Origin of the sequence: Methylicorpusculum oleiharenae (assembly GCF_009828925.2) — a bacterium.
Classification (GTDB): domain Bacteria; phylum Pseudomonadota; class Gammaproteobacteria; order Methylococcales; family Methylomonadaceae; genus Methylicorpusculum; species Methylicorpusculum oleiharenae.
In genome coordinates, this window is the sequence record NZ_WUTY02000001.1 from 1272009 (window position 1) to 1297806 (window position 25798).

A 25798-nucleotide genomic window follows, 5' to 3' on the forward strand; every position below is an offset into this window, starting at 1 on the left:
ATGCAAGCTAAACAAGATCATTACCCCATTTTCGAAGCAAATCAGGTGCTGAGTAACCGGCATCTGAATGATGTTTTCAACTATTTGGATGAGCAAAACCGCCTGACGCGGGCAAATCTTATCGGTATCGGGATTGTTTGCGGTCTTGACGTTGCCTATCAAGCCTCGCCGGCTGCTGTTATCAAACTTTCCAAAGGCCTGGGCATCAGTTCGGAAGGGTATTTGCTGGCTGAACCCAACGATGTCGATCTGGTTGCGTACCGGACTTATAGCTTACCGGAGGGACTCAGCTATGTCCCTTTCACAGGTGCTGCGCTGTGGGAACTGTTTCCTGAGGGCGAGCCCAACACAACGCCCATCAGTCAACCGGCCAATTTCTTGAACAATAAAGTGGTTTTGTTGTTCCTGGAATTAAAAAAGGCCGGTTTACGCAACTGCAGTCCCAATAATTGTGATGATAAAGGCTCGGCAGTGACCGTGACGCTCAGGCGCTTACTGATCAGTAAAGAGGATGTGGACAAGGCGCTGGAATCGGGCAGTTCTGAAAATGAAGGCTTAGATGCGGATTTTGAAACCCGCTTGGCCGCCCGCCTCAATCTGCCTGATTTACATTTGCCCGCCTTCGATGTGCCGAATACGGACCCGTTGTCCGCAGAAGATGTGTTGACTGCATTTTTTGCAGTCTTTGGCAATGAACTTGCCAGTCAAACGCGCGACGCTTTATCGGCTGCTTATCAGGCCTTCAAGCCGATTGTTGATAAACAGAACGGCGGCGACCCGTTTGGTGGCTTCGATGCCAAATTCGGTTTTTTAAATACGGTGCCGCAAACGACGGTCCAACTTCGGTTTCTTCAGTATTACTACGATTTTTTTGATGATTTGCTGGCTGCGTATAACGAATTTCGCTGGCAAGCCATCGACTTATTCTGTTTGTGCAGTCCGCCGGAAGGTTTGTTCCCACGCCATTTAATGTTGGGGCTGGTTTTCCCTGAGGCGGTTACTCAACCCGGCTTGTACCGGCACCGGTTTTTACCGTCTCCTGCGGTGAGTCTCTGCGCGGAGCAAGTCAATACGTTGCAAGGGTTGTTTAATCGGTTGGTCAGGATGATCGCGCAATTCACCGATGAGCCGCCTCTGGCTGTCGTCAAAAAAGGCGAAATCGATCTGCAAATCCGCATTACGCCCAGCCGCTTGGGTGATGTGGCTTTATCGGCCAAAGCCATTCCTTATTATTATCTTCAAGACGGAATTCCAGCGCTGTTTGAGTTATGGAGTCCCTTATTGACTCGCCGGAAGCGGGCTGACCGGAATCTGAGTTACCGCTCGGACGAATATGCGAGCCAGCCTTTTGTGCTTGAACCGCTGCGCTACGATTGGGAGCCTTATAATTTTCTACGTATTGAAGGCCATTTGGGAAAGCCCTATCAACAGGTATTGCAAGCTCTGTTGAGTCAAAAAAAATCCTATCGCCTGCCTGTTGAAATCATCGCGTTGAGAGCCGGTGAACCGGACGAGCAAGATCAAGTTGATTTTGCCGATGAGTCCTGTCATTTCGACGACTTATTGATCCTGTACCGGGCTTACAAACTGGAAATTGCCTGTGCGGCTCGAAAAGCAAAATCGGTGTTGGGCGGCAAGAAAATAAAAAGCAATGAAGCGGTGCTGACGGCTGAAAATAATGCCCTCACTGCTGTAAATGCCAAAGAGACCGGTGGAACCCTGGGTGAGCTTTACAAGAACAGAACGGAAAAACCGGATCTAGACCGGGTCGCCGGTTTGCGCCAACCGGCTTTATTGAATGCGGCGATTTATTCCATGACGTTATTGGATCAGTTCGAAGCCGTTTTACCGGATGATCCAGAAGCTCTTGATATCGAGGCTGCGGTCAAACACATTGAGCGTATTAAAACCTGGACAGCTGAAATTGCAGGGCAAAAAGAGTCAGGTGACACCGAAGGTGAGCTTGATTGGGCGCAATTAGAATCGGCTTTGCTGAACTTGAGCAGCGAATGCAAACTGGAAGCGCTCGAACTGATCAAAAATGAAATCAAGCGCCGCATTAACGAAGTGCGCAAAAAAAGAGGGCTGAGTCATTTTCTCAAGCAACATCCCGGTATCAGGCATAAAGCAGGGGTGACGCCGGGCGGTACCTTTATTCTGGTGTATCACGAGACGGAGTCTGTAAAAAAGAGCGCCGGTTTCGTGCCCCGTAAACAGTCTAAATTCGGGAAATTGGTGGAAGCGGCTTTGCTAGAGTTGCAGGAAGGTGCCGTTATTGCCGATTTTTATCTGCCTTATTTGTGCTGCTCCGATTGTGCGCCGGTTCAATTTGTTCTGCCTAAAACGCCGCCGGTTATCAGTGTGGATATCGGTTGTACGAACAGCGACAAGCTCGCCGAGGTGTTGGTTTCGCCCAAAGGGGGGGTGACGCCTTATCGCATTAAGCTGGATGAACAAGACTACACCGGATTTGAGGGGGCGCCTTTGTTGCTCTCTGCCGGGGAACACAGCCTCAGAATAAAGGATGCAGAAGGCATCGAATCTGCTGCCTTGGCGATTCTGATCGCCGATCCTTTAATGCTGGGTGAGTCGGATTTTGATTGCGTTGACGGCAATAACTATGTTGCCGCCGTCTCTCTTCAGGGTGGCACACCTCCGTATTCAGTTAACGGCAAGGTCCTGGAGGGTGATGTCTTTACTTCAGGACCTGTTGCCAGCGGCACGCCGCTGACTATCCAGGCCGCCGATAGCCTGGGGTGCACAGAGACGGTAGTCGTCACGCATCGTTGCGAGCCAGTGTGTAATCTGCCGTGTGATGGTATGTCACGCCGTTGTGCATACCGCCTATGGGTGCAGCCGCCACAACGCGAAATGCCTTATGAATTTTTCGCTCTCGGAAGCGAGACTATCCGATTCCGGTTTAACGGTAAGGACTTTGAAATACCGGGGGAAAAAGTTTTTGCTGAAGTGACTGCAGCCAGCTTAAATCAGGATTTTGATAAAACAATCAGCGAGGCTATAGACAGGCTGAATCAATTGATCAACGAGATTCTGGTGCAGGCCTTCGGCGTTTTGGACAAGCCCCGTTTAATGCTGGGTTATAAGCCTTCAGCGGATTATCCTTTCAGCGTATTTCATATCGACTATTTCGTCTGCGAAACGTTTAGTCTGGAATTTGATTTCGGTTATGCCAAACCGGCCCCTTCCTTTGATATTAACGTGCGCTACACAAACGAAAAACAGGAAGAGGGTTCTGACTTTAACGGCCTGATATTCCTTGATCGCAGGCGCGAAAAAGAAAGCAGGGTGCCTGCTTTCGATTGCCGTGAACGCAATCAATGCAAGGGCAGCGCCTTCATAGCTTTATGCAAAAGCGCTGAACTAAAACCTGTTATCCAGATAGAACTGGCAGAAGATCGCCGCGTTATTTTAATTGGCGAAATTGACGGAGAAACTCGAGCTGATATCGCCGCCTGGGTCTGGGATTTTATCAATGCAGTTCCCACCGAGCCTTTGTATACGGGCGAAAAAACCGAGGTGGAATTCGAGAAAATCGCCGATCCGGTCAAGCTGACCGTCATCACAGCGGACGGTTGTTTTTTCAGTGTTGAAAGTTCGTTGGCAAGATGAACCACAGCATACGGCAATTCCGTCTTGAAGCCGAGATGACCGGCACAGAAGCCGAAAGTATCGCTTTGCAGCGGCAGTTGTCGCAGTTGACGGCCAGTAAAATTATTCCTGTTTTGGAACAGGTTTTTGAGCGCTGTTCGTCACCGGATAGGCATTTAAGTATTGATAGTCTGGTTATCGATGCCTGTACCATCGACTATGAACGCCTGGATCATGAGTTGCCGGAGAAAATTGCCGAGAGTCTTGCTAAATCTTTACTGGATTTTGAGTCTGTGCATGCGGGACTGAAACCTGATGATGCCGGCATCACGAACTACAAAAGCAAGCGGCAATCGGTAGAACAGGCATTGCTGTTTTTTTTAGTATCCGGACGCCTTCCGTGGTCTTTTAAGTTATTGCCGGACCAGCGTCTTGAGCAGCGGGTGCTTGAATTATGGCAAGATGAAGACTCAGCAGAGCAACAGCCTGGCAGCTATTTCATCCGGGAATTATTGGCTGCGCTTAAAAATGAAAGTGTCAGAATCCGCTTGCTTAACCAGTTTTCTCTGGCCTTTTGCGAGGCCTTGTTGACCCGCTTATCAGACAGGGCTAAAGCTGTTTTTGACGAAGTGATTGACAGGCTTGTTTTGATTGAAAGGCCGGTTGACGAAAAGAATGCATTTATCAGGTACATGATAGACAGGCTTTTGGTCATGATCGCTTTGGATCAGAGGCTTTCGGTTGCGGCGTTGATTAATAAAAGCCGGATTTTGCTCACTGATCAGGCACACAAACCGGAAGTTTGGCAGCAATGGCTGGAAGAATGCTGGCCGGGAAAAAGTGAAGACATCCAACGTAAGCTTGAGCCATCGGCTGAGGTGTCATTAAAGCAGGATTCCACTGATGCGGATCTAGTTGAAGGTCTTTATATAGACAATGCCGGTCTGGTTTTACTTCATCCCTTTTTACCGCAATTGTTTGAAGCCGTGGGCATTGTCAGCGGCGAAAAGATAAGTCAGCTTGATTTTGCGCTGAGTCTTTTACATTACCTGGCTACCGGTCAGGACAAGGCTCCGGAATACGAACTGGTTTTACCCAAACTGCTTTGTCAACTGCCTTTGTCTGCGCCGATTGCATCGCTAGTCGTATTACCGGACTACGCAAGACAGGAGGCGGATGCGCTGCTGCAAGCGGTGATAAAACATTGGGGGGCACTGCGCAATACGTCCATCGACAGTTTAAGAGGGACGTTTTTATTGAGGCCGGGCAAATTGACGGCACAAGCAGACGGGGATTGGCGGCTGCAGGTCGAACATCAAACCTGCGATATCTTGCTGGATAGCCTGCCTTGGAGTATCGGCATGTTCAAACTGCCCTGGATGCAGAAATTCCTTTGGGTAGAGTGGGGCAGTTGAATTTATGAAAGCGAAATCGGAAAAAGCATCGGCAACCATGCCAGCGATGGCTGCGAGTCGGCCATTTATCGCGAAAGCAGGGGAGGCCGGATTTTTTGAACCCGCTATGCCATCAAGAAAAAACGGCGTAGCGGAACAAGGTTTTACAATGGCTCAGAGCACCGCCGTACCACCCCCCGCTGAGGTGACGTCGTTGAAATCGGCATTGTTTGCGCCGGCACCGGCCACCGCGCGGCATATAGACTCGGGCAAACGCAAAGGCGCAGTGATAAAGGTCAGTTTCGGTACTTTCGCAAAAGGGGAAATCAAAGTCAGAAAAAACCAGGAGGCATATGAAACGGTGGATACCGGGCAACTGCCGATTGTGATTCCCGTTTTAAAGCCGCTTCAAGAAGCGGGGATACCCCTGATACTTGCCGTCAAAATCAAGAAAAACCTGATCGAGGGTTATCTCGCGCTAGCCGGTAAAGGTGTGCCCTCGAAAAAAAGTTTTCTAAAAACGCTTGGGGAGGGTACGCACATTCTCGGTTGGCAAGGGCTGCAATTCAAAGCTTTCGCCGATAACGCGATCAATGCTATCAGTGGCGGAGCTTTGCAATTCAGTCAAAATGATATTCCGGTGCGCTTGGGCGGTTTCTTGGACAGCAAATTTTCTGTTGGTCTCACCGACGACAGGTTACGGTTCGACGGTAACGGGCAAGCCAACATTCCCGGCTTGCAACCGACTCCGTTTCGTGTGGCTCTGGCATCGGACGGGAAAATTCGCGGCGAAGTCAGCACTGGCGTGACGTTTAAGAATTTCAGCGGGGCGGTCCGACTTAAGTTTATCGACGGGCTGATCGATGGCCAAGGTGATGTGCGTTACAGCACCGAAAAATTAGCCGGCCTCTTTCACATCGTCCTCACCGATCAAAAAACCGCGCGTGGGATCGCGTTTGGCGTGATTCCCCCTGAACAACTCAACAAGACCGCCCTGGATCAAGCCGGTTTGCAGTCTACTGACCAAAGCGCGGAACCGAAACCGGGACCTCGCGCGATAGCCGGCACCGGCACGTTGAATTTTGCTTTCAACGAGTGGTTGTCTGGCATGGCTTTGGTGGTCGTTGACGGCGAGGGTCATGTGACGGTCGTGTCGGAAATCAGGCCGCAAAAAGAGGTGATTCTGTTTCGTCCGAAGGCTTTTCCCGAATCGGGTCCGAAAACCCTATTTAGCGCCGGACCTAAATTCCGTTACGGTGTGCCTTATGTCGCCGATATTCACGTCGGTATCGACGTGGCGTTAACTGCTTGGGCGGTGCTGGGGCCCGGATTATTGAGAAATATTGCCGTAAAAGGCACCTATTCGACTGACCCACTAATCTTTAATCAATTCGCGTTGAGTGCTGATTTATATATTCAAGCTCAAGCGGAATTGGCACTTGCGCTAGAAGCAAGTGCCGGCATCACGATTCTGTTTCACGATATCGATGTCGGCGCCGGCATAAAAGGCGCGTTGGTGCTGAAAGCCTATGTAGAGGGCACGCCGACCATCGGTTACCGGGAAAAAGCCGATCCCGAGCAAGGTAAAAAAGGCGAGTTTTTTATCAAGGGCAGCGCGGTTGCCGTCGCTCAGCCTTTCTTTGCGCTGAAGGGTTATTTGTTTGTCGATCTGGACAGTCCCCGGTTATCGCCCGCGCCCGATAAACGCTGGACGTGGCCAATGCTCGATAAGGAATATCCGTTGGGGTCGGGTTGGGGCATAGGGATAACCGTCGGCGGTCCGGAGGGCTATGTTCTGGGTTCCGGCAAACCATTGGAAGTTGACCTCAATAAAGCGCAATTTGATGGAAGTGCGTTTATCGATAATGTGGTTGATGACAGCGTGCCGAAGAAACAGGCTCGTTCTAGCGCTCCGAAAAACCGGTTTTCCGACCAAATCAAGGGTCAAGCGCCGCCCCCTGAACTGTCTCAACCAACTGTCAGCATTGCCGGCGATGGCAAAAAATCCAAAAAACAAAAAGCGCCTACTGACGCGAAGCTGACCGAAAAATGGATGAATGCCGTCAGCAAAGGGTTGCTCCCGTTGCCACAAAAAGCCAACAAAAAACCGTTCGATGAGATGGGCTTGACCCGGGAGTTGAACAGGTTGCGCTCACGCTTCGATTTTACCACGATTTCTGCCCGTAAAGCCGGCGATAATTGGTTGGTCGTTGCCGAAATGTACGACAGAAATAACAAAAACAATCCCCTTGCTTTGAAAGGTGCTCCGAATAAGGAAAGCAAAACGGAGCCGTTGATTAAAGGCGAAACGGTGCAAGGCGACAACGGCTTATCGGAACGTGTAAACACCGGATTAAAAGCCTTGGCGCAAGTAACAGAAGGTTATATAAGACAAGGCGCCACCGAAGAGGAATTGACGGTGGCGGTCAATGCCGTAAGGCGAAAATTTTCTTTTAAAGCGATCCGTCTGTTCAAGAAAAACGCGTATTGGTATTACGCGTATGAACTCAATCCGAAAGGAGAATTGCAGGGACCTCAGGTAAAAACCGAAACAGCCAAAGATCCGGCTTACAAGCTGTTAGCTGTAGGTACCTGGATTGAAATCCTAAACCCCCAAACGCAAAAGAGAGCTTACGAGAGGGTAATCAGCTCAGTGAATGTGATTAGAAGGTCGTCGAGCGGAGAATCTAAGGCTGCCAGCTTTATTACCGATAAACTGGAAGGCGGCAGGGTAACTCATTCGTATGCGGATGAAGGCATTAAATGGAAACGCAGTCCTATTCCTTTTACGCACCCTTCCCAATACGTCATGCCGGCAGGCCACGGAGCTAAGTTTGTGCTAAAGCCGAAATATCATAATGGAGATTTTATCCGGACCCAGTTTTATAAAGACACATCCTCCAGCCGTAAGAAAATGGTAAAAAACAAGCTACCTGATCTACGAGTGGATCATGCCGATGCCCAACACTTCTTTAGTGAAGCGCCCGTGGCTCAGGAGGTGGCTCAAGGTTATCCGGTCATCAATGGTAAAGCCGTTGTCCCCGTCACCGAGGCTTCACCCGACCACGATCCGCCTATCGCCAAACACTGGAGTAAAATACAAGGCAACAATACCGGCCAAATCTCCCGGGAAAACTGGAATCGCAATCCCAAGACTTACACGCTAATGTCTTTAAAGCTCAACCTCCACTTAGGTAGCAGAGGCGAAGAGTATACGCCAGAGATCGGAATCAATTTTAAAGGACCCAATGAGTAGCCGCATTTATTGAACTGCACAAGGTTGGTGTAAATGCAAAGAAATCATTTCTTTTTGCGTGATCAGTATCAGCCGGGTGGCAGGCAACTGCTGGCCCATACCCTTCAACAAGGGGCGGCGGTTCAGCACTTAGGCGCGTCGGGTATGCGCTGGATTATTTCGTCGACAAGGACTATCACATTGCCGGTTTCCGAATGCTGACCATTCTGTTGGGTTTTTATCTCATCAACATGAGCTCGATCGACCGTAGCGCCGCCAATATTTTGCGCGCCTTGATCGAGTTCATACCGGGCGGTCATTTCATTACCCAGTCGATGAACAATCTTGGCGTCATCAGTAAAGCAGCGGCGCGGGTGGAGCAGAAATTGGCGGCGTTGGCCGACATCGGCAGCTCTTTGAAGGAATTTGTTGATTCATTGAGTTGGAGCGACATTTTCGATCTTGGCGATGTCTGGAATCGGGTCAAGCGTATTTTTATCTATCCTATCGACCGCTTATTCGAATTTTTAACGACAAAAAAGCATCGAAAGGTATACCTTTAGCACTTCAAATTTCGGCAGTGCCTAAGGAGGCAACGGGTTGTTCGGCAAAGGCTTTGTCAGTATGAATGCTGGCATAGAGCCTACATGGATGGTTTACGGCGTGCTTTGACGGCCACCCCGGTGCCGAATTTCGATTTAGGATGGGTATCAATTGCTGCTGGAGCAGCCTGGTTGTATAGACGAATCGCGTACTCCATTCGCGGCCGCTGCTCGGGAAGGCATTCAACAGGCCGCTCCGACGCGATACTCGAAATTCTTTGGTTATTTGCGTAATTTATTCATAGGTGATATCAGTGGAAACAGTTCCATTCAAGAGCATTTGGATGCATGCCATCCCGATTTTGCCGGGCAGAAGCTTGAAGAACATGTACGTTATGGCAAACGCGCTTGGGCAATCGATGACTCGATCAAAATTTTCCGATGGAATGAGTATTGACATGCCCGAACTTAGGCACTGTAATGCATAACAAGCAAGTCATCATTCTGGGCTCGGCATTCGCCTGGCTTAAGCAAGTCATGGTGGGTGTATTAAGCACGTACTTTGAAAAAGAAGGCGATTTTGAAGTAGGTGTTTTCGAGGTGGAGGGTGATGAATCGGGTTTGGCTCAATTCATTGAAATCCATCATCCTACTTACGGCGAATTCGTAATTTTAATGTTGACGCTGGTTCCCCATGTGATGCCTAATTTCTTTAACGAAGTCATTGCCGAATATTTACCCGAGGGCGGTGATTTTCCCGCATTTGGAGGCGTCAAGGGTGTCCATCACCGAGGTATTTTGCCTACCGGAGAAACAGCGCAGTTTATCTTGGCTGGCGATGACCTGGAAAAGCGTTTGGTGGTTCAACGTATTTTGAATAACGAGCATTGGTTTTACCGGAATCGTATTTTATGGCTGGAGCCAACCGCCGAAGGCGAGCCGGCGATGAGCGGGCGCTTGGTGTTGGATCCTGAGCTCGTTGAGTTGTTGACGGTAGGTACGGTCAGCAAGCCACGATTCAGTATCGACTTTCCGGCTGAATACATAGAAACTGAAATGACCTGGGACGATCTGGTTTTACCGCCGATAACGTTGCGGCAGATACGGGAAATCGAGCATTGGATTCAATACAACGATACGTTGCTGTATGACTGGGGCATGAAGAAGAAAATCAAACCCGGTTATCGGACCTTGTTTTACGGTCCGCCCGGTACCGGTAAAACCTTGACGGCAACGCTGCTAGGCAAGCAAACCGGCAAGGATGTCTTCCGTATTGATTTGTCCCGTGTCGTGTCTAAATACATTGGCGAGACCGAAAAAAATCTGTCGCGTTTGTTCGAAAAGGCCGAGAATAAAGACTGGATATTGTTTTTTGACGAGGCTGACGCGCTGTTCGGTAAACGCACCGAAATCCGTGACGCTCATGATAAATACGCCAATCAGGAAGTTGCCTATCTATTGCAGCGGATTGAGAGTTATAACGGTTTGGTGATTTTGGCGTCCAATCAACGGGGTAATATTGATGAAGCTTTCGTCAGGCGCTTTCAGGCCATTGTTCATTTTCCTATACCGGGACCCAAAGAGCGCGCTGAAATCTGGCGAAAGACGTTTCCTGCACAAATCAGGATTCATAAAGATTTGGATTGGGATAAAGTGGCGAGCCGCTATGAACTGTCCGGCGCGAACATTTTAAACATCACCCATTATTGCGCGTTGCAATGTCTGGCTGGTGACGTGCTGTTGATCAATTTAAACCGGTTGGAAACGGCGATCCAGCGAGAATTGATCAAGGAAGGCAAGGTTTTTTAGGCCAGTATTGTGCAGAGGTATTGCCGGCGTTCAGAAGCATTGGATGGCGTTGGAGGATTTCACATCCTTGTGTCCAGGACTCGCTTACGCGATCTCGCGGCTCTGTCAATCCATCCATGCCCGAATGACGGCGTTCCGAACAAGGCTTACGCCAACCCTCAAAGCTACATTAAAAGTTCAAACCGGGGGGGTGGCAAGCATTGATCCACGCTATTTGCGGTACGAACGTTTCTCTGCTTTTGCTTTTTTCGGCTGATTATCCAAACCTGTGTATTTGGTTTTAAAGCGCAGCGTTTTTTCTGTACGCGTTGAATCCAGGCTGCCTTTGGGTTGAAACAGAGGAACCAGATGCTGCTTGCCATTACCGATTAAATCCGCTCTTCCCATGGCTTTAAGCGCGTCTCTGAGCATCGGCCAGTTTTTGGGGTCGTGGTAGCGCAGAAACGCTTTGTGCAGTCTGCGTTGTTTGATCGATTTGGGGATAGAAATATCGGGCGCTTTTCTGCTGACTTTGTGCAGCGTGTCTTTGCCGGAGTGATACATGGCTGTTGCGATAGCCATGGGCGAGGGCAGAAATGCCTGGACCTGGTCCGCTCTAAAGCCGTTGCGTTTCAGCCAGACGGCAAGATTCAGCATGTCCTCATCGGTGGTACCGGGGTGGGCGGCGATAAAATAAGGAATCAAATACTGTTCTTTGCCCGCTTCCTTGGAATACTGATCGAACATTTGCTTGAAACGGTCATAAGAGCCCATGCCCGGTTTCATCATTTTTGACAGCGGACCTTGCTCCGTATGTTCAGGTGCGATTTTAAGATAACCTCCGACATGATGCGTCACCAGTTCCTTGACATATTCCGGCGATTCGACCGCCAGGTCATAACGCAGGCCTGACGCGATAAAAATTTTCTTGATGCCGGGCAACGTCCGTGCGCGGCGGTACAGTTTGATCAACGGTGCATGATCGGTGTTCAGATTGGGACAAATGCCGGGATACACACAGGAAGGTCTGCGGCACGCGGTTTCTATTGCTTTATCCTTGCAGGCCAGGCGGTACATATTGGCGGTAGGGCCGCCCAAATCGGAAATGTGGCCGGTAAAGTTGGGCGATGTGTCGCGAATGGCTTCAATTTCACGAATAATCGAATCTTCGGAGCGGCTCTGGATTATGCGGCCTTCGTGCTCGGTAATCGAACAAAAGGTGCAGCCGCCAAAACAGCCGCGCATGATGTTGACCGAATGCTGAATCATTTCAAAAGCGGGCACATTGGCTGTGCCGTACAGTTTATGCGGCAATCGTGAATAAGGCAGATCGTAGACACCGTCCATTTCCCTCGTCGTTAGCGGAATGGGTGGGGGATTAACCCACAGTTCACGGTCTCCATGTTTTTGAATCAAGGCTCGGGCATTGCCGGGATTGGTTTCACCGTGCATGACACGGGAAGCGTGAGCATACAGAATAGGATCATCCTTGAGTGCTTCGTAGTCGGGCAGACGGATCACCGTCTGAGCGCGATTGTCTCGGGTGATGCGCGGTTCGAAGCGAATCACGGAGCTGTCTTTATCCGGTTTGTCGGCACAGGCCGGTTCTTCCTGATACGGGTTTTGGGCGGGCGTCAGCGGGCCTGGCTTGTCAATTTGTGTGGAATCCTTGGTCACCCAACCTTCGGGCAGTTGTTTGACAAAATGGGCGGTACCGCGAATAAACGTCAGATCGGCTATGGCTTCGCCGCTAGCGAGTCTGTGAGCAATCTCGACGATTTGTCTTTCTGCGTTACCGTAAACCAGCAAATCGGCTTTGGAATCCAGCAATACCGATTTGCGCACTTTATCTGACCAGTAATCATAATGTGCGATGCGTCTAAGACTGGCTTCAATTCCGCCGATGATGACGGGTACATTTTTGTAGGCTTCCCGGCAGCGGTGCGAATAGACATTAACGGCCCGGTCAGGACGTTTTCCCGCTTCGCCGTTAGGTGTGTAGGCATCGTTGGAGCGAATTTTCTTATCCGAGGTGTAACGGTTGACCATGGAGTCCATGTTGCCGCCCGTTACGCCGAAAAACAGGTTGGGTGCTCCTAAACGTCTGAAGTCTTCAACACGGGTCCAGTCCGGCTGAGAAATAATGCCCACACGAAATCCCTGCGCTTCCAATAAGCGTCCGATCAGCGCCATGCCGAAACTGGGGTGATCGATGTAGGCGTCACCGGTGACCAGAATCACATCGCAGGAATCCCAGCCCAGTTGATCCATTTCTTCGCGTGTCATCGGGAATTCGGGTGCTATACCGTAACGGTGAGCCCAGTATTTGCGATAACCGAACAAATAAGGTGAGGAAGGTGATAAAGCGAGAGACGTCATGATTTTACTACTCGTGAAAAAAGGCTGGTGTTATTGCGTTTAAGATCGTGAACAAAAAAAGGAAATTCCAATTCAAAACGTTGTTGCAGAAGGTCCGCGCGTTCTCTTAAGGTTTTTATAGAAATCTTGGCAATGCCGGGATTAAAGGCAAACCCGATGATATTGCCCCGGCCGCGTACCGGTAAATACAGAACCCGCCAATCAAAAACTTTGCCTAATTGCCAGCATACCTGCTGAAACAAAGGTTTATCGGTGCCCCATAAGTTAATGGCCAAGATGCCGTCTTCGTTAAGCAAGGCCTTGCAATCGTCAAAGAAAGCCTCGCCACAGACTGAATCGGCCATGCCTTGATGATCGAAGGCATCGATCATCAGCAGGCCGTACTGACCCCTGTGCGTTAGACTGCGTTGACGGATAAAGTGCCCGCCATCGCCAATGATGATTTTTAAGCGAGGATCCAGCGGCAGATCAAAATGGCTGCGGGCAATTTTGACCACGCTGCGGCGGTACTCGATCACTTTGATCTTGCACTCGTCAAATTGATACAACATATATTTTGCCAGAGAGCCGCCGCCCAGACCTATCATGAGCACCTCGCCGGGGTCGTCTTTAAACAACAGCCAACCCATCATCGCTCTGGCATACATAGAATGCAGGCAATCGGGATTGTTAATGAGCATGCTGCTTTGTCTGGCCGAAGTGCCGAAATGAAGTGAGCGGACTCCCATTGTTTCGACAATTTCAATGATGCCCTCATCGTCATGGCTTTGAAAGACGAGCAGCCCTTCGTATTTGTACATACAGTTAGTGGCGGTAAAAACCTAGCTATTTTGTCTGAAATTAGCCGGTATGTCTTGAAGAAAATTAAATGAGGTCTGTGTTTGGAAAAAAATCCGGTAAATAAGCAAGCATTATTCGATAGACAAAGCCCAAAGATGGGCCGCAATCAGAGCCCGGTAAGGTGAAAAAGGCATCAGCCAGTCTCGGGTCTGTTCTTCGCTTATTTTTTCAGAGTGGCCCAGCAATGCCTGTAAACCCCGGCGGACAGCCACGTCGCCATGCAGCGATCCGTCCAGCCATCCGAAACCGCGCATCAAAGCGTAGTTGAGCGTCCATGGCCCTATGCCGCGCAGGCTTAACAAGCGAGCGCTGATTTCGTCAACCGGCAGTGAGGTTTCTATCCATTCGTCTAAAGGTAGCTGGTTTTCCAGAATCATCGCACTCAAATTAAGTAGCGTCCTGGCTTTGGTTTGCGAGTAGCCCGTTTCTCTTAATGTTATTTCATTTAACAGCGCAATCTGGGCTGCATCGGGATAACACATCAGCCCGTCGGAATGTTTCACACCTGTCCGTTGAATTAGCTTTCGCCGAATAGAGATCGCGGCAGGCACGCTGATTTGCTGGCCGGTAATGGCCCAGGTCAACGCTTCAAAAGGTGTCGCTGCCAACGGAACTCTTAATCCGGGGTTACGAAGTATTAGCGGGCCCAGTTGCGGATGATTGCGGTAAGTCTGCTCAAATGTATCAATAGGCTGAGTCAGGCCCAACATACGCTTGACCATGGCCGATAGTTTATCCTGCCCGTATGACTCACAGGAACCGTCTACTGACAACTCGGCTTCGGCCGTCTGATGTCTGAAATGAATCGTTAGACAGGCAGGCTGATGGTTCCAGATCAGTCCTTTTCGGATGAACCGGGTTCCTACCTGCTCAGCAACTGATTGAAGATCACGCCGATGAAAGGCAAGGAAATCTGCCGTTCTGAAATCAGCTGGAAGCTCAATCGTATGGAACAAATTAAGATGCCTATGTTAAGTGCGCATGTAGGAAAAAATTTATTATTTCAATCAGGATGCTTCAATTCACTCCTGATTACGTAGCACTTACTGCCAAACCAACAAATAATAGAGTGCTCGTCATACCGGCAAGGATTGCCGGTATCCAGTGTATAAGGATGTACTCATGTTCCTTTGCTACTTTGAAGCCTCGCATCCATGTAACCTGGACCCCGGCAATTCCTGCCGGGGTGACGCTATGAACAAAATTCATGGGAAGCAATAACGTTTAGATTTTAGCTGAAGCTTTTTAGTAATCAGAATTTCTTTTGTACGTGTATTTAAGTTTGATTAAAAATATCTGAAGCCTCGCTTGACTCGTTTAGATTTATCCTGTTTAATACGCGCTCTTTCAAGGCGAGCCCAGGTAGCTCAGTCGGTAGAGCAGAGGACTGAAAATCCTCGTGTCGACAGTTCGATTCTGTCCCTGGGCACCACAAATTATAAAGGCTCATGAGTTTTTGACTCTTGGGCCTTTTTTGTTGAGTCGAATTTTTTCTCCAATCCCATTACTTATACCTTTCGCACTTCAAATTTCGGCAGTGCCTAAGGAGGCGACGGGTTGTTCGGCAAAGGCTTTGCCAGCATGGATGCTGGCATAGAGCCTACATGGATAAATTTACGGCGTCCTTTGACGGACACCCCGGTGCCGAATTTCGATCTACGATGGTTATATTAGCGCAGATTGAATTGCAAGACTTTCGCAACACAACCATTAACGCCATGGCCTTGAAATGTTGGGTTGGCAATCGCCAACAGCAACCTACCCGATGCACTACCCTCGTTTTGTTGTCCCCGCTATAATCCAGGTTTGGCACAGCTTCAGTCAGCCTTCCATTGAAAACTTTCCATAGTGCTCTTGCACAACCCCGTTTCTTGTCCCTTAATCCAGCCCTTTCCCTCGCTAAAGCCTTCTGGCAAATCGGCCAAGGTGGGTCCAAACTTCCGGGTTTTACAGCCTTGGGCGTGAGGATTCTCACAGCAACACTTCATGGCGGCCACATGCTTTTTAAATAATGCCGAATCCACAGGCATGGGCGGCATCCAGCTATTTCTTGAGCTGGTGGTCATCCAGGCACTCAAGGCCGTATTGGGATGATTTGTCGCGGAATCAATCAGGTAGCCACAGGTGCCTGAGGTAGTCATGTTATGGCACTGCGTGCAGAGTTGATTCACGCCGTCTATAGGTTCGGTCGTGACTTGAAGGATATTATGGCTGTAAAAATAATTTTTAAACGGTTCGCCCACCGCTAAAAAAGGCAGCTTGGCCATCACCCGAATATCGGGCAAGCCGTTTTTCGAATTGATATAGGGGCTGTATTTGACACCATGTGGATTGTGGCAGCCCACACATCCGGCAGATGCTGTAAATTCCGGGCTTTTGAATGCCTTGTTGGCGTCGCGGTACCAGAGTTCCTGGGGAAAATCCTTCGGCGGTTTTGCCTGTTCAGAATTGAAGCTATTTAAAAATTGGTCTTTTGAGGGCAGTGGAGCATCCAGCGGCGGCAAGAAACCCAGCACTGCATCGCCATATTGCGTGACATAGCAGCTCTTGCCGGTAACGGTGTTTCGTAGAATGATGCCGATATCGTTAAAGGTATTGTAAAGGTAATAGAGCTCTTTTTTTTCAGCCGACGGTGCGTTTTCAAAGTGCGCCTTTCTTTGCGCCTGATTCATGCCCAGATTTGTTTTGGTTTGGCGGAACCAGTTTTTATCAAGCTGGTTGCCTTTTTGGCGGCAGTTCAGAATCATGATATTTTGATCGTCCAGATTCAAGACCTGGAGATGCGAATAAGTCCAGCAGCCCTGATCGCCGCCCAGCCAATGCGGGTTATCACATTTTTTGCTGTTGGAAAGCAGTCCCCAGTTATCGGCTTTGATTTCCTGTTTATTGACATAGACCGGAACCTGTTTACCATCCAGACAGGACAGTACGGGCAAGTCACGGGTGATGCCAAGCTCCGCCTTGCATTCTTTGACATACTGATAAACATCATATCCTGATGCCGCTTCATCAGTATCCGCTTTGTAAAATACCAATAATGAAAATAGTCCAATCAGAGTCAGCGCCAGTGCTGTTTTCATGATACTACCTCCTGTTTCAATCAACTCACTGTGGGAAGAGGTTGTTTTTTGATTCGCCGCGATAGGCGACATTCACATTTATTTCAATAACCTAAACATATTGGAAAAGTCGTCTGTCCAAATGATACTTTCAACTGGAGTTGCTCCAGTGTTTTTGGCTTGTTGTAATGCCGACACTTGCAGAAAGGACTGGTTTTTGCTGAGTAACGCCCAGTCGGCACGATACCAGCCCCGATTTTCCGAGGGCTGAGATTGCACCAGCAAATAGTCATAACCGGCACGCTTGGCCATGCCGCTGACCAATGGCCGCAAATCCAGATAATGATTGGTAATATGGATTGCCAATACGCCATCGGGGCGCAAATGACTTAGATACAATTGCAGAGCCTGCTCTGTAAGCAAGTGCATGGGTATCGCATCGCCATTGAACGCATCAAGAATCAATAAATCGAAAGCTTGTGGTGGTTCACGCTCCAGGGCCAATCGCGCATCGGACACGACAACGTCAAAGCGGGCTGCGGTATTTTTCAGGAAGGTGAAGTAAGTTTTAGCATATTCGACCACAGACGGATCAATGTCGTAGATACGAAAATAGTCATTCGGTTTGCCATAGGTCAACACAGTCCCTGTACCCAGCCCGACCAGGCCCACTCGCCGTCCTTGCTCTCTCGAAAAATGCGTCAGGGCCAGCCCGACTCCGGAATCATTGCCATAATAAGCAGTAGGCCATTGGTTTTTTTCTCCTGACAAAAACTGGAAACCATGATCGATGGCACCGTGCCTCATCACCCGTTTGGCCAAATCCGGATTTTCTAAAGAACGTTCTTCCACACGCAAAACGCCGTAAAAATTACGACTGACCCGGATTTTTCCGGAAGCCGCCTGAAAAGCCTGGTTGGCCAGATTCACTCCCAGCCAGATCAACATTGCGCCTGCCAATAACCAGAGCAGTGGCTTACGACGCTTCTGCCCTGATAACTGACTGTCCACTGCGACGGCATAAAAGGTCAGCACGCAACACGCAAACAGACTAATGTGAAACTCGTAATACATTGTAAACAGCAAGGGCGCCACGACGGCGGCGAAAATTCCGCCTAATGCCCCGCCAGCTGAAATCGCAAGATAATAAGCCGTTAACTGACTCGGGTGAGGCCTTAGTCGATAAAGCTCTCCGTGACACGTCATACAGCAGAAAAACAAGCCTGCACTGTAAATGCCGACTTGAGCTTCCAGCGTGAAGTTTCCTCCGCCGTAAAGCACCGCGACCAACGCGATAGCCGCAATCACCAGGGCAGGAATGAAAATCCGCCGTTGATACCAATCATGCCGGGCGAAGCAAAAAATATACGACATAATAAACAGGCTTAGCGGCACCACCCATAGAAAGGGGACGCTCGCCACATCCTGACAAAGCTGATTGGTCGTAGCCAGCAGCAAAGTCGAGGTGGCCGCAGGCAATGCCAGCCAAAACAGCCACAACAGAGAGGATGACAGCCTATCGGAGATGTGTGTTTCGTCATCAATTGCAACGGGTTTGGCAACAATTTTCTCTGCTTTTGCCAAGCGACGAAAATCCAATGCGACACCGCCGCATAACAACACGTAAATGAAAAAGCCTGCGGACCAGCCCAACGTCTGTTGTCCCAATTTAAAATAAGGTTCGAACAGAACCGGATAGCTCAATAATGCCAGCAAAGAACCAAAATTGGACAGCGCGTACAGCGTATAGGGAGAGCGATTGGGATTGATTCGAACTATCCATGCCTGCAGCAAAGGACTGGTGGTTGACAGGATGAAATAGGGCAAACCGATGCTGCTCATCAGTAGCAAAATAATATCCAGTGTCGGTTGATCGCTGTTTTCGGGTTTGAACGATTGCTCCGGGGTCACCGGCAACGCTAACAGTGCAAGCAACAATAGAGCGGCATGAATCAAACCCTGGCGCCGCACAGGAAAACAGTCCAGGTTGAGATGTGCATAGGCATAACCAACCAACAAAAACACCTGAAAAAAAAGCATGCAGGTAATCCAAACCGCAGGACTGCCACCAAACCACGGCAGGATAAATTTGCCAATAACGGGTTCGAGCTGAAACAGCAAATAAGCGCCCCAAAAACTGGTAAACGCATACACTCCCCAACGAAGACCCGCAGCGGATAATGAGCTACGCATAACTATCTCCAAAAAATCACATTGAGTTCAATACTGATCATGCGTCATAGCAGGGCACCTATCAGCTCAATTTAACCAGATTTATAGGGAACTTTAAAGGGGATGCTGCTCCCCTATTCAGAAACCAATTGAAGGCGCGTTTTTATGAGTACTTATTCGTTTTATGTCGAGCGGATCGTGTTGCGGGCAAAGTGCTTGTCAGAGTTGAAGATTATCCCTGGTCAAGCGTTGTCTTTGAATCTGAACCCATGACGAGTTGGCGCCAATGGCGTGCTGAGGGTGATGATGCCGGAAAATGAGTTATTGCGGTGAGCGTTCCATTACCTTCCGCGTTCAAAACGCGTTAGCCTTGCTTGTCTTAATGCGTGCTATCTCCGCGTCATCTTGTCCAGGGTTAAGGAATGCTCAACTGTTTGTAGCGCAATTCCAGCTTTGCTGAGGGTAATGGAATGGAGATGATGAGGTGTTGGTTGGCAATTCAGTAGAGCAATAAAATGAAGGTGATGCACCGGCTGGGTTGGCTTAGCAGAGCGGGACTCATCAAGCGAAGTACTCAACTTTATTAAAGTTTATCTGTTGGATTATGGCTATAGCCTGAGCCTCTTGCACTTAATTATTACATATCGGTACACACCAGGCCGGATCGTCCCTGATCGGCATGGTGGGAGAGATTTAAATGTCAAAGTCCAGTTCAAAACCGCCGTAGGCAAAGATAGGCATGCCTGGGCGAGGGCCGTGCGGCTGTCTTGAAACCAGATATTCTTCGTTGGAAAGATTTTGCACGCCACCGAGAATTTTGATGTTTTTGGTGACCTGGTAATAGGCCGAGACGTCGGCGACAATGTAATCGTCCGTTTTACCGAAACGCGAGTCCGGTTGTCCCGCTCCGTTGACTTGAACGTCCGTATTGTTAGCGCTGGTAAACGTTTCGCTGACATAATTGGCGGCCACTTCCAAGCCCCATTTATCAAAGTGAATACCACTGCCGAAGCTGAGTGAATATTCGGGAATATAGGGGACGCGGTTACCTTTTTTGCCGTAACTGAAAATTGATTCAGCATCTGTGGATGCAGCATCATTGAGCTGTTCGGTATCGGTATAAGTAAAGGACAAGAAATAAGGGTTACGAAAGCCCCAGCCAAAAGCGTCACCGGCATCGAAATTCATGCCCACTTCAACGCCTCTCGTGTCGACTTTACCGAAGTTTTGGTTGGCGTCGCTACCTGTGCCGCCTATGCTGTCGATAACCAATAAGTTTTCGAATTGGGTATAAAAACCGGTAATTTCAGCAGAAAATGCTCCGTGGCTGTAGCGTCCACCTAATTCGTAGGCATTGCTGGTTTCTTCTTTTAAACCGTCCACAACTGCGTCCTGAGGACCTGGAGGTGAAAAGCCGCGGTGAGCGCTACCAAACATCATAAAATCTTCGTTGAACCGGTAATCCAGGCTGGCACCTCCGGCATACATGTCCAATGAGCTAGAGCCTGTTTGAGTCTGATTCAAATTATTTTTGTTTTTTTGGTAAAGATGTTCATAACGAATACCTGGCGTAAAACCCCAGTTGCCAAGTTCGATCCGGTCTTTCAGAAAAAAAGCATAGGCTTGGGTGTCTTGTCTTCTATCATCCTGTTCACCGGGCAGGGTTCCGGGTGCGCCGAGATTGTTACCGACAATGACACCGTTGTTGTTTTGATCAAAAGTGATCTGGTGTTGAAAGCGCTTTTCTCCGTCCTCATGATACCGAAAGCCACCATTTATTTCGTGGTGAGTGACGCCTAAATCAAAGCGATAGTTGGCCATGGACTCAATCCCACCCGAATAATATTCGCGATTGTTGTCTCTTACTCGCAAGCCGCAAGCCAGATTGCCTTTTAAGCAGGCAAGTCCTTCGCCGTTTCTCCCGCCCGAAAGGGCTGCAGACAAGTCCATATTACCTCCTAGGCCGCCAAGGCTGAGTCTATCTCGGCGAATATCGTTCAGCTTGCTCCAATTTCGGCTGAATTCGCTGTAGGAAGCGGTCGTTACGATATCCAAGTTTTCGGTAGGAGAAATGAAATATCGCGCAAAACCGCCAAATCGCTCCGAATCGATATTGTCGAAACGTGATGCGGAATAGCGGCGGTAAGGGTCATTTTTAAAATCGGCTTCGCTTAACCCCAGATAGGTTTCATCGGCATCCATGCTGGAGTAACCGAATTTGACTTCCAGCTTTTGATACATCTCTGTATCCGGTTCCCAGGATAAACGCACCATGGGCTCGACTTGTTGGAAGCCGGTTTCATCGCCGTTGCGAAAATCAGCGGTTTCATCGATCGATTTGAAGCCGTCCGAACCCCGATAAAAACCTTCAACCAAATAACCGAAGCGGCCGTGATCGGTGTCAATCGTATCGCCGACATACCCCTGAGTTCTTACCTCGTTATAACTGCCATAGATAGTTTTGAGATAGGCTTTGCCGGTATCCGGTATTGCGGTAGACAAATAGTTGAGCACACCGCCGGTGATATGCGGGCCGTATTTGATCTGACTGGAGCCTTTTAATACCTCTATGCCGCTCATGCGTCCGCCGGCCGGGTTGTAATAAGCTGCCGGTGCAGAATAAGCGGCCGGCGCAACCAATACTCCGTCTTCCATAACCGTAATTTTTGCACTGCGCGTGGTATCGACGCCGCGAAAGCTGATATTGGGGAATAAGCCAAAGCCATCTTCTTCCCGAATATTAACCCCGGGCACTTTGCGTAAAATTCGGTTGATATCGCTATAGCTTTGGCTGCGGATATCATCGGTATCAAGAAACTGAGCCGAGGCCGGCATATCTTTTACGTCGTCAGGGCTTCCGATAATATTGACCGTTTCAAGAATTTTTGGCTCATCGGCTTTCTCCTCACTTTGAGCGGGCGTTGGAAGGCCGCAGGCAAGAATCGCCAGCGATAGCGGTGTACAAAGTCGCTTGGATTGCAACATATTATTTCCCCTGAAAAAGAAGCTCTTAGAGCTGTTTAGGTAAGGTTGAGTTTAAACTGAGACTGTTGATATCCTATATCACAGGCAAATGATAATCAATGTTATTCGTATAAACATTGCAGATAATTTTTACCTGTTTATGGGGGTGTGAAATAGTGAGATGCGGACCTGATTGTCATGTTCGCATTTTGTTTTAAGCGAAGTGGTGTTCAAGCCTGAAAAGCGGGCGATTACTTTGTATAAAAAGAGAGAGGGTATCTGCTCACCCTTCCGATTTTATTAATTGTAGGTGCTTGTTTCACACAGCTGTTTCAATGGCGTTTTATAACGCTAGCTTGCTTTTATCTTGGGGAGAAGAGCGGGCTTTTAATCTACTTGGGTAGATCAATATCCGAAATTGAATAGTGTAGAGATGTGATGCAGCAGAAATGGATCAAATAAAAACGGCACCCGCAGGTGCCGTTTGAATATCAGGTTTCGCTATGGAATTTAGAAGCGAATGATAGCGTCAGCTGAGATCAATACTTGGTCGTCTTCACTGTCGTCATCAAAAGCTGTGCCTTGGTCTACCCAGTCATATCTGACTTCAGGACGAAGCGTCAACCATGATAGGGGAGAATAATTTACGCCGGCGGTCAAAGCAAAATAATGATTATCTTGTGGTACAAAGCTGTTGCTTCTGCCTATGGGTTCACCCCTGCCGAATGGTGCAACCCTTGCGCCGTCTTCGTCGCGGAACCATTCAAAACGCAGGCCGGTAGACACTTGGTCGTTAACGGCATAAGTCAGGTATTGATTGATGCCGTACCAGTTAGCTGCGCCGCCGGTGGGGCCGTTTTCTTGTGTGCCGTAATCGTGTTGCAGCGTATAGTGCAGGCTATCGGTGATGTCATGATTGACCACGATGCTGTACATGGAGCGGTGATCCTCGTTTTGCCCTTGCCAGTCACCCTGATCGCCACCAATATAGGCAACGGCAACCGAGGTTTTTTCATCGTCGGTCGTATAAGAAACCGAACCTAAGAAATTGGCCGGTTCCTGAAAGAATGAATCCCACCCTGATACGACACCACCTGTGACACTGATGTTTTTGTTAATAGGATAAGTGAATAACGCGCCGGTATGCGTAAACGGTTCGCCATACTGCATGGTGTAGGCATGAGAATAGAAGAAATTATCCGGTGCGGTAACCACTTCATTGCCGATCAATGTATAAAAATGGCCGATTTTGGCCGTAATGCCATTGCCGATGGGTGCAAATATTGTGGCATAGACTTGTGGAAAAGCAAGCTTGTAGAAAGAGGTGCCGGAGCCAACCAAATTATCATCAAAATTATTTTGGGTGGTGAATCGAGCATCTGTTCCGTAAAGAATGTCGGCCCGGAAACCAAAATCCCAGCCGCTGCCTTCGGTATCGACGGCTCTTTCAATATAGCCATACAGCTGATTCATATGGATTTCGTTGGCGCGGTCGTTAAAAGTAACCGGTCCATTGAAGTTGTCTCTTGGGCCATCGGGGTTACCAGCAATACCGGTTGAAACCCAGCCGCCAACTTCTATGCCCATATCGTTCAGGGAGTTAACGTTAACACCTGTCAGACTTTCAACGGCGCCTTCACCTTCTGCATGTGCTAATAAAGGGGAGCACAGCAATGCGCTACAGATCGTAACCTGTAATCCCGTGTTCATTTTGTTTTTTACTGACATAAGTGATTCCTACTGTGGTTTGAATTAAAAATTATTTAACTAACAAGGCGTTAGCCTTAGTTTTTAAGTAGTCAGGTTAATTAATTTTTTAACTTAATGAAAAGTTTGATTTCATTATAGTCATTGTTGCTTATATGACAAATTGTAGTATTTAAACGCAGCAATTCCCAATTTAAAACCCTGATAAAATAAGGGGCACTTAAAATCAATCAATCGCAACATTAATAAAGCCATCGGTAGATACAAATGGACTTGGAAATAATTGACCTGATACGCCGCACCTTCGAAGACTTACCGGACTCCCGTAAACCCGGCAACAATCAGAAATACAGGATAGAAGATGCCGTTCTGAGTGCCTTCTCGGTGTTTTTCACGCAAAGCCCGTCTTTTCTGGATTATCAGCGACGGATGGAAAAACTCCACAATCGAAATAACGCACAATCGATTTTTGGTGTTCATCAAATTCCTTCGACCAGCCAAATCGGCAACTTGCTGGATCCCATTGCACCGGAAACACTCTATCCGGTGTTGGCCGAAGTGGGTGACAGATTGTACACACAAGGTTGCCTGAAGCCGTTCGTGAGTGTTGGCAGTACTTTGTTGGTGGCGCTGGACGGCACCGATTCCTTCAGTTCGGAAAAAATTTCCTGTCCATGCTGTACCCAACAAACGCTGAAAAACGGTCAGACCTTATACCGTCACACGTTGGTGACACCGGTCATTGTGGCTCCCGGACAAAGCCAGGTAGTGCCTTTGCCGCCGGAATTTGTTCGCGTCCAAGATGGCGTGGACAAACAGGATTGCGAACTGGCGGCGGCCAAGCGCTGGCTGACGAATTGGGGGCCTCATTACGCGCCCCGCGGCATTACGGTGCTGGGTGACGATTTATATTGTCACCAGCCGTTTTGTGAGGCCGTGCGGGCGCAGAACATGGCTTTTCTGTTTGTCTGCAAGCCTGATTCGCATGAGCTATTGTACGAATGGCTCGACGATTTTACCCGAATCGGTGAGATTCAAACGCTCGAGAAAAGCCGTTGGAACGGAAAACAACGATTGACCGAACGCTATCGGTATTTCAATCAAGTCCCTCTCCGCAATAGCGACGATGCATTAATGGTTAATTGGTGCGAAGTGACGATCCTCAATGCCAAACAAGAAGTGGTCTACCGCAATGCCTGGGCAACGTCACACACTCTCGACGAACACAATGTGATCGAGATGGTCGCCGCGGGCCGCGCTCGTTGGAAAATAGAGAACGAAAACAACAATGTCCTCAAGAACCATGGCTATCATTTCGAGCATAACTTTGCCCACGGCAAACAGCAGTTGTCCAACTTCTTGGCAACCCTCAACTTATTGGCTTTCCTCACTCATACGGTGCTTGAATGGCTCGACGAGGCTTACCGTGCCGTCCGCAATGCCGCACCTTCCAGGCGGACATTCTTCGAACAATTCCGAACCTTACTTCAATTTATGCCTTTTGATAATTGGCAGCATTTGATGCGGTTCATGCTCTATGGAGAAAATCAAATACCTAGAAAAACGTAAGGTTTTAAAATGGGAATTGCTGATTTAAACGACATTGTGTCTAGACAGCAGCAGGATCCATGCCGAATTTATAAGCTTATGAAATAATAGAACATCATGGTTTGATATTTGAATTAATAAGGCTGTTATGCACAAAATAAGAGCACAAAATGAGTTAAAATGCTCTTAATTGGTGCAGCAAGTAGTGCGGTTCATCTTTTGGTGCAAACCTGTTGTTTTTGCCTGAATCAACGGCTCTGACTGATTTGTGCCGACACACTGCTTTTTGCAGAGAGACGGCGATCGAAAATCAGGACTTATCAGGGTTATGTTAGCTAATCTCAATGAATTAACTTTAGCTATTGAGTTTCGTTCAATATAATTCCCTAAAAGCACGAATGACCGGCAGATATGCTATAAGTGAATTCTTATTGGTTGACCCTTGCAATTGCAATGACCAATAGATAAGACGCTGGCACCTAGTCCTGGATTAGTGCGGGTAGGTCTCCCATAGGAAAAGGGAAGGTAAGAGGCGTTTTGCGGCTTTTACACCACAGTTTG

General features: G+C 48.6%; 15 protein-coding genes and 1 tRNA gene. 9 read left to right on the plus strand and 7 right to left on the minus strand.

Annotation, left to right across the window (positions count from 1 at the left end; genetic code table 11):
* The 7 genes from GO003_RS05930 (at window position 1) to GO003_RS05960 (ending at window position 10589) form a co-directional block, all read left to right on the plus strand.
* On the plus strand, window positions 1-3630 hold the full coding sequence (locus tag GO003_RS05930; RefSeq protein WP_159651930.1) for a hypothetical protein: 3630 nt from the start codon (window positions 1-3) through the stop codon (window positions 3628-3630).
* A complete protein-coding gene (locus GO003_RS05935; protein ID WP_159651928.1) occupies window positions 3627-5024 on the plus strand; it encodes a contractile injection system tape measure protein in 1398 nt (465 codons plus the stop codon). Before GO003_RS05930 ends, GO003_RS05935 begins: the two co-directional genes overlap by 4 nt.
* A gap of 4 nt (window positions 5025-5028) precedes the next feature.
* Entirely contained in the window at window positions 5029-8259 is a 3231-nt protein-coding gene (locus tag GO003_RS05940) for a hypothetical protein (protein ID WP_159651926.1), read from the plus strand.
* A gap of 33 nt (window positions 8260-8292) precedes the next feature.
* Window positions 8293-8460 (plus strand): hypothetical protein, encoded by a 168-nt coding sequence (locus GO003_RS05945; RefSeq protein ID WP_159651924.1) that lies wholly within the window; start codon window positions 8293-8295, stop codon window positions 8458-8460.
* Window positions 8454-8801 carry a hypothetical protein gene (locus tag GO003_RS05950; protein WP_159651922.1) on the plus strand — a complete coding sequence of 116 codons (348 nt, stop codon included), beginning with the start codon at window positions 8454-8456 and terminating at the stop codon, window positions 8799-8801. The genes GO003_RS05945 and GO003_RS05950 overlap by 7 nt, the downstream gene beginning before the upstream one ends.
* Before the next feature lie 151 nt (window positions 8802-8952).
* On the plus strand, window positions 8953-9237 hold the full coding sequence (locus GO003_RS05955) for a hypothetical protein (RefSeq protein WP_159651920.1): 285 nt from the start codon (window positions 8953-8955) through the stop codon (window positions 9235-9237).
* A gap of 23 nt (window positions 9238-9260) precedes the next feature.
* A complete protein-coding gene (locus GO003_RS05960; RefSeq protein ID WP_231088842.1) occupies window positions 9261-10589 on the plus strand; it encodes an ATP-binding protein in 1329 nt (442 codons plus the stop codon).
* Window positions 10590-10799: 210 nt separating this feature from the next.
* On the opposite strand, the gene GO003_RS05965 is transcribed toward GO003_RS05960, so the two are convergent.
* From GO003_RS05965 to GO003_RS05975, 3 genes are all read right to left on the minus strand, one after another.
* Window positions 10800-12947, minus strand: coding sequence for a YgiQ family radical SAM protein (locus GO003_RS05965; RefSeq protein WP_159655247.1), 2148 nt, complete (start codon window positions 12945-12947; stop codon window positions 10800-10802).
* Window positions 12944-13747 (minus strand): spermine/spermidine synthase domain-containing protein, encoded by an 804-nt coding sequence (locus tag GO003_RS05970; RefSeq protein WP_159655249.1) that lies wholly within the window; start codon window positions 13745-13747, stop codon window positions 12944-12946. The genes GO003_RS05965 and GO003_RS05970 overlap by 4 nt, the downstream gene beginning before the upstream one ends.
* Before the next feature lie 111 nt (window positions 13748-13858).
* Window positions 13859-14743 carry a DNA-3-methyladenine glycosylase family protein gene (locus tag GO003_RS05975; RefSeq protein ID WP_159655251.1) on the minus strand — a complete coding sequence of 295 codons (885 nt, stop codon included), beginning with the start codon at window positions 14741-14743 and terminating at the stop codon, window positions 13859-13861.
* 400 nt (window positions 14744-15143) lie between these two features.
* Here GO003_RS05975 and GO003_RS05980 point away from each other — a divergent pair.
* Window positions 15144-15219, plus strand: a tRNA-Phe gene (locus tag GO003_RS05980).
* A 385-nt stretch (window positions 15220-15604) separates the two neighbouring features.
* Here GO003_RS05980 and GO003_RS05985 read toward each other — a convergent pair.
* The 4 genes from GO003_RS05985 to GO003_RS06000 form a co-directional block, all read right to left on the minus strand.
* Entirely contained in the window at window positions 15605-16867 is a 1263-nt protein-coding gene (locus tag GO003_RS05985) for a hypothetical protein (RefSeq protein ID WP_164505715.1), read from the minus strand.
* Window positions 16868-16945: 78 nt separating this feature from the next.
* Window positions 16946-19039 carry a fused MFS/spermidine synthase gene (locus GO003_RS05990; protein ID WP_159655253.1) on the minus strand — a complete coding sequence of 698 codons (2094 nt, stop codon included), beginning with the start codon at window positions 19037-19039 and terminating at the stop codon, window positions 16946-16948.
* A gap of 672 nt (window positions 19040-19711) precedes the next feature.
* Complete coding sequence (locus GO003_RS05995; RefSeq protein ID WP_159655255.1) at window positions 19712-22003, minus strand: TonB-dependent receptor family protein; 2292 nt, start codon at window positions 22001-22003, stop codon at window positions 19712-19714.
* 489 nt (window positions 22004-22492) lie between these two features.
* Window positions 22493-23710 (minus strand): porin, encoded by a 1218-nt coding sequence (locus tag GO003_RS06000; RefSeq protein WP_159655257.1) that lies wholly within the window; start codon window positions 23708-23710, stop codon window positions 22493-22495.
* Between the two features lie 258 nt (window positions 23711-23968).
* On the opposite strand from GO003_RS06000, the gene GO003_RS06005 reads away from it, so the two are divergent.
* Window positions 23969-25258 carry an ISNCY family transposase gene (locus GO003_RS06005; protein WP_407942112.1) on the plus strand — a complete coding sequence of 430 codons (1290 nt, stop codon included), beginning with the start codon at window positions 23969-23971 and terminating at the stop codon, window positions 25256-25258.
* Window positions 25259-25798: the final 540 nt, after the last annotated feature.

Coding starts and splice junctions, on each gene's coding strand:
- GO003_RS05965 (WP_159655247.1), bottom strand. CDS start 12,947: ATGACGTCTCTCGCTTTATCACCTTCCTCACCTTATTTGTTCGGTTAT.
- GO003_RS06000 (WP_159655257.1), bottom strand. CDS start 23,710: ATGTCAGTAAAAAACAAAATGAACACGGGATTACAGGTTACGATCTGT.
- GO003_RS05940 (WP_159651926.1), top strand. CDS start 5,029: ATGAAAGCGAAATCGGAAAAAGCATCGGCAACCATGCCAGCGATGGCT.
- GO003_RS05970 (WP_159655249.1), bottom strand. CDS start 13,747: ATGTACAAATACGAAGGGCTGCTCGTCTTTCAAAGCCATGACGATGAG.
- GO003_RS05950 (WP_159651922.1), top strand. CDS start 8,454: ATGCTGACCATTCTGTTGGGTTTTTATCTCATCAACATGAGCTCGATC.
- GO003_RS05945 (WP_159651924.1), top strand. CDS start 8,293: ATGCAAAGAAATCATTTCTTTTTGCGTGATCAGTATCAGCCGGGTGGC.
- GO003_RS05935 (WP_159651928.1), top strand. CDS start 3,627: ATGAACCACAGCATACGGCAATTCCGTCTTGAAGCCGAGATGACCGGC.
- GO003_RS05930 (WP_159651930.1), top strand. CDS start 1: ATGCAAGCTAAACAAGATCATTACCCCATTTTCGAAGCAAATCAGGTG.
- GO003_RS05960 (WP_231088842.1), top strand. CDS start 9,261: ATGCATAACAAGCAAGTCATCATTCTGGGCTCGGCATTCGCCTGGCTT.
- GO003_RS05995 (WP_159655255.1), bottom strand. CDS start 22,003: ATGTTGCAATCCAAGCGACTTTGTACACCGCTATCGCTGGCGATTCTT.
- GO003_RS05985 (WP_164505715.1), bottom strand. CDS start 16,867: ATGAAAACAGCACTGGCGCTGACTCTGATTGGACTATTTTCATTATTG.
- GO003_RS05990 (WP_159655253.1), bottom strand. CDS start 19,039: ATGCGTAGCTCATTATCCGCTGCGGGTCTTCGTTGGGGAGTGTATGCG.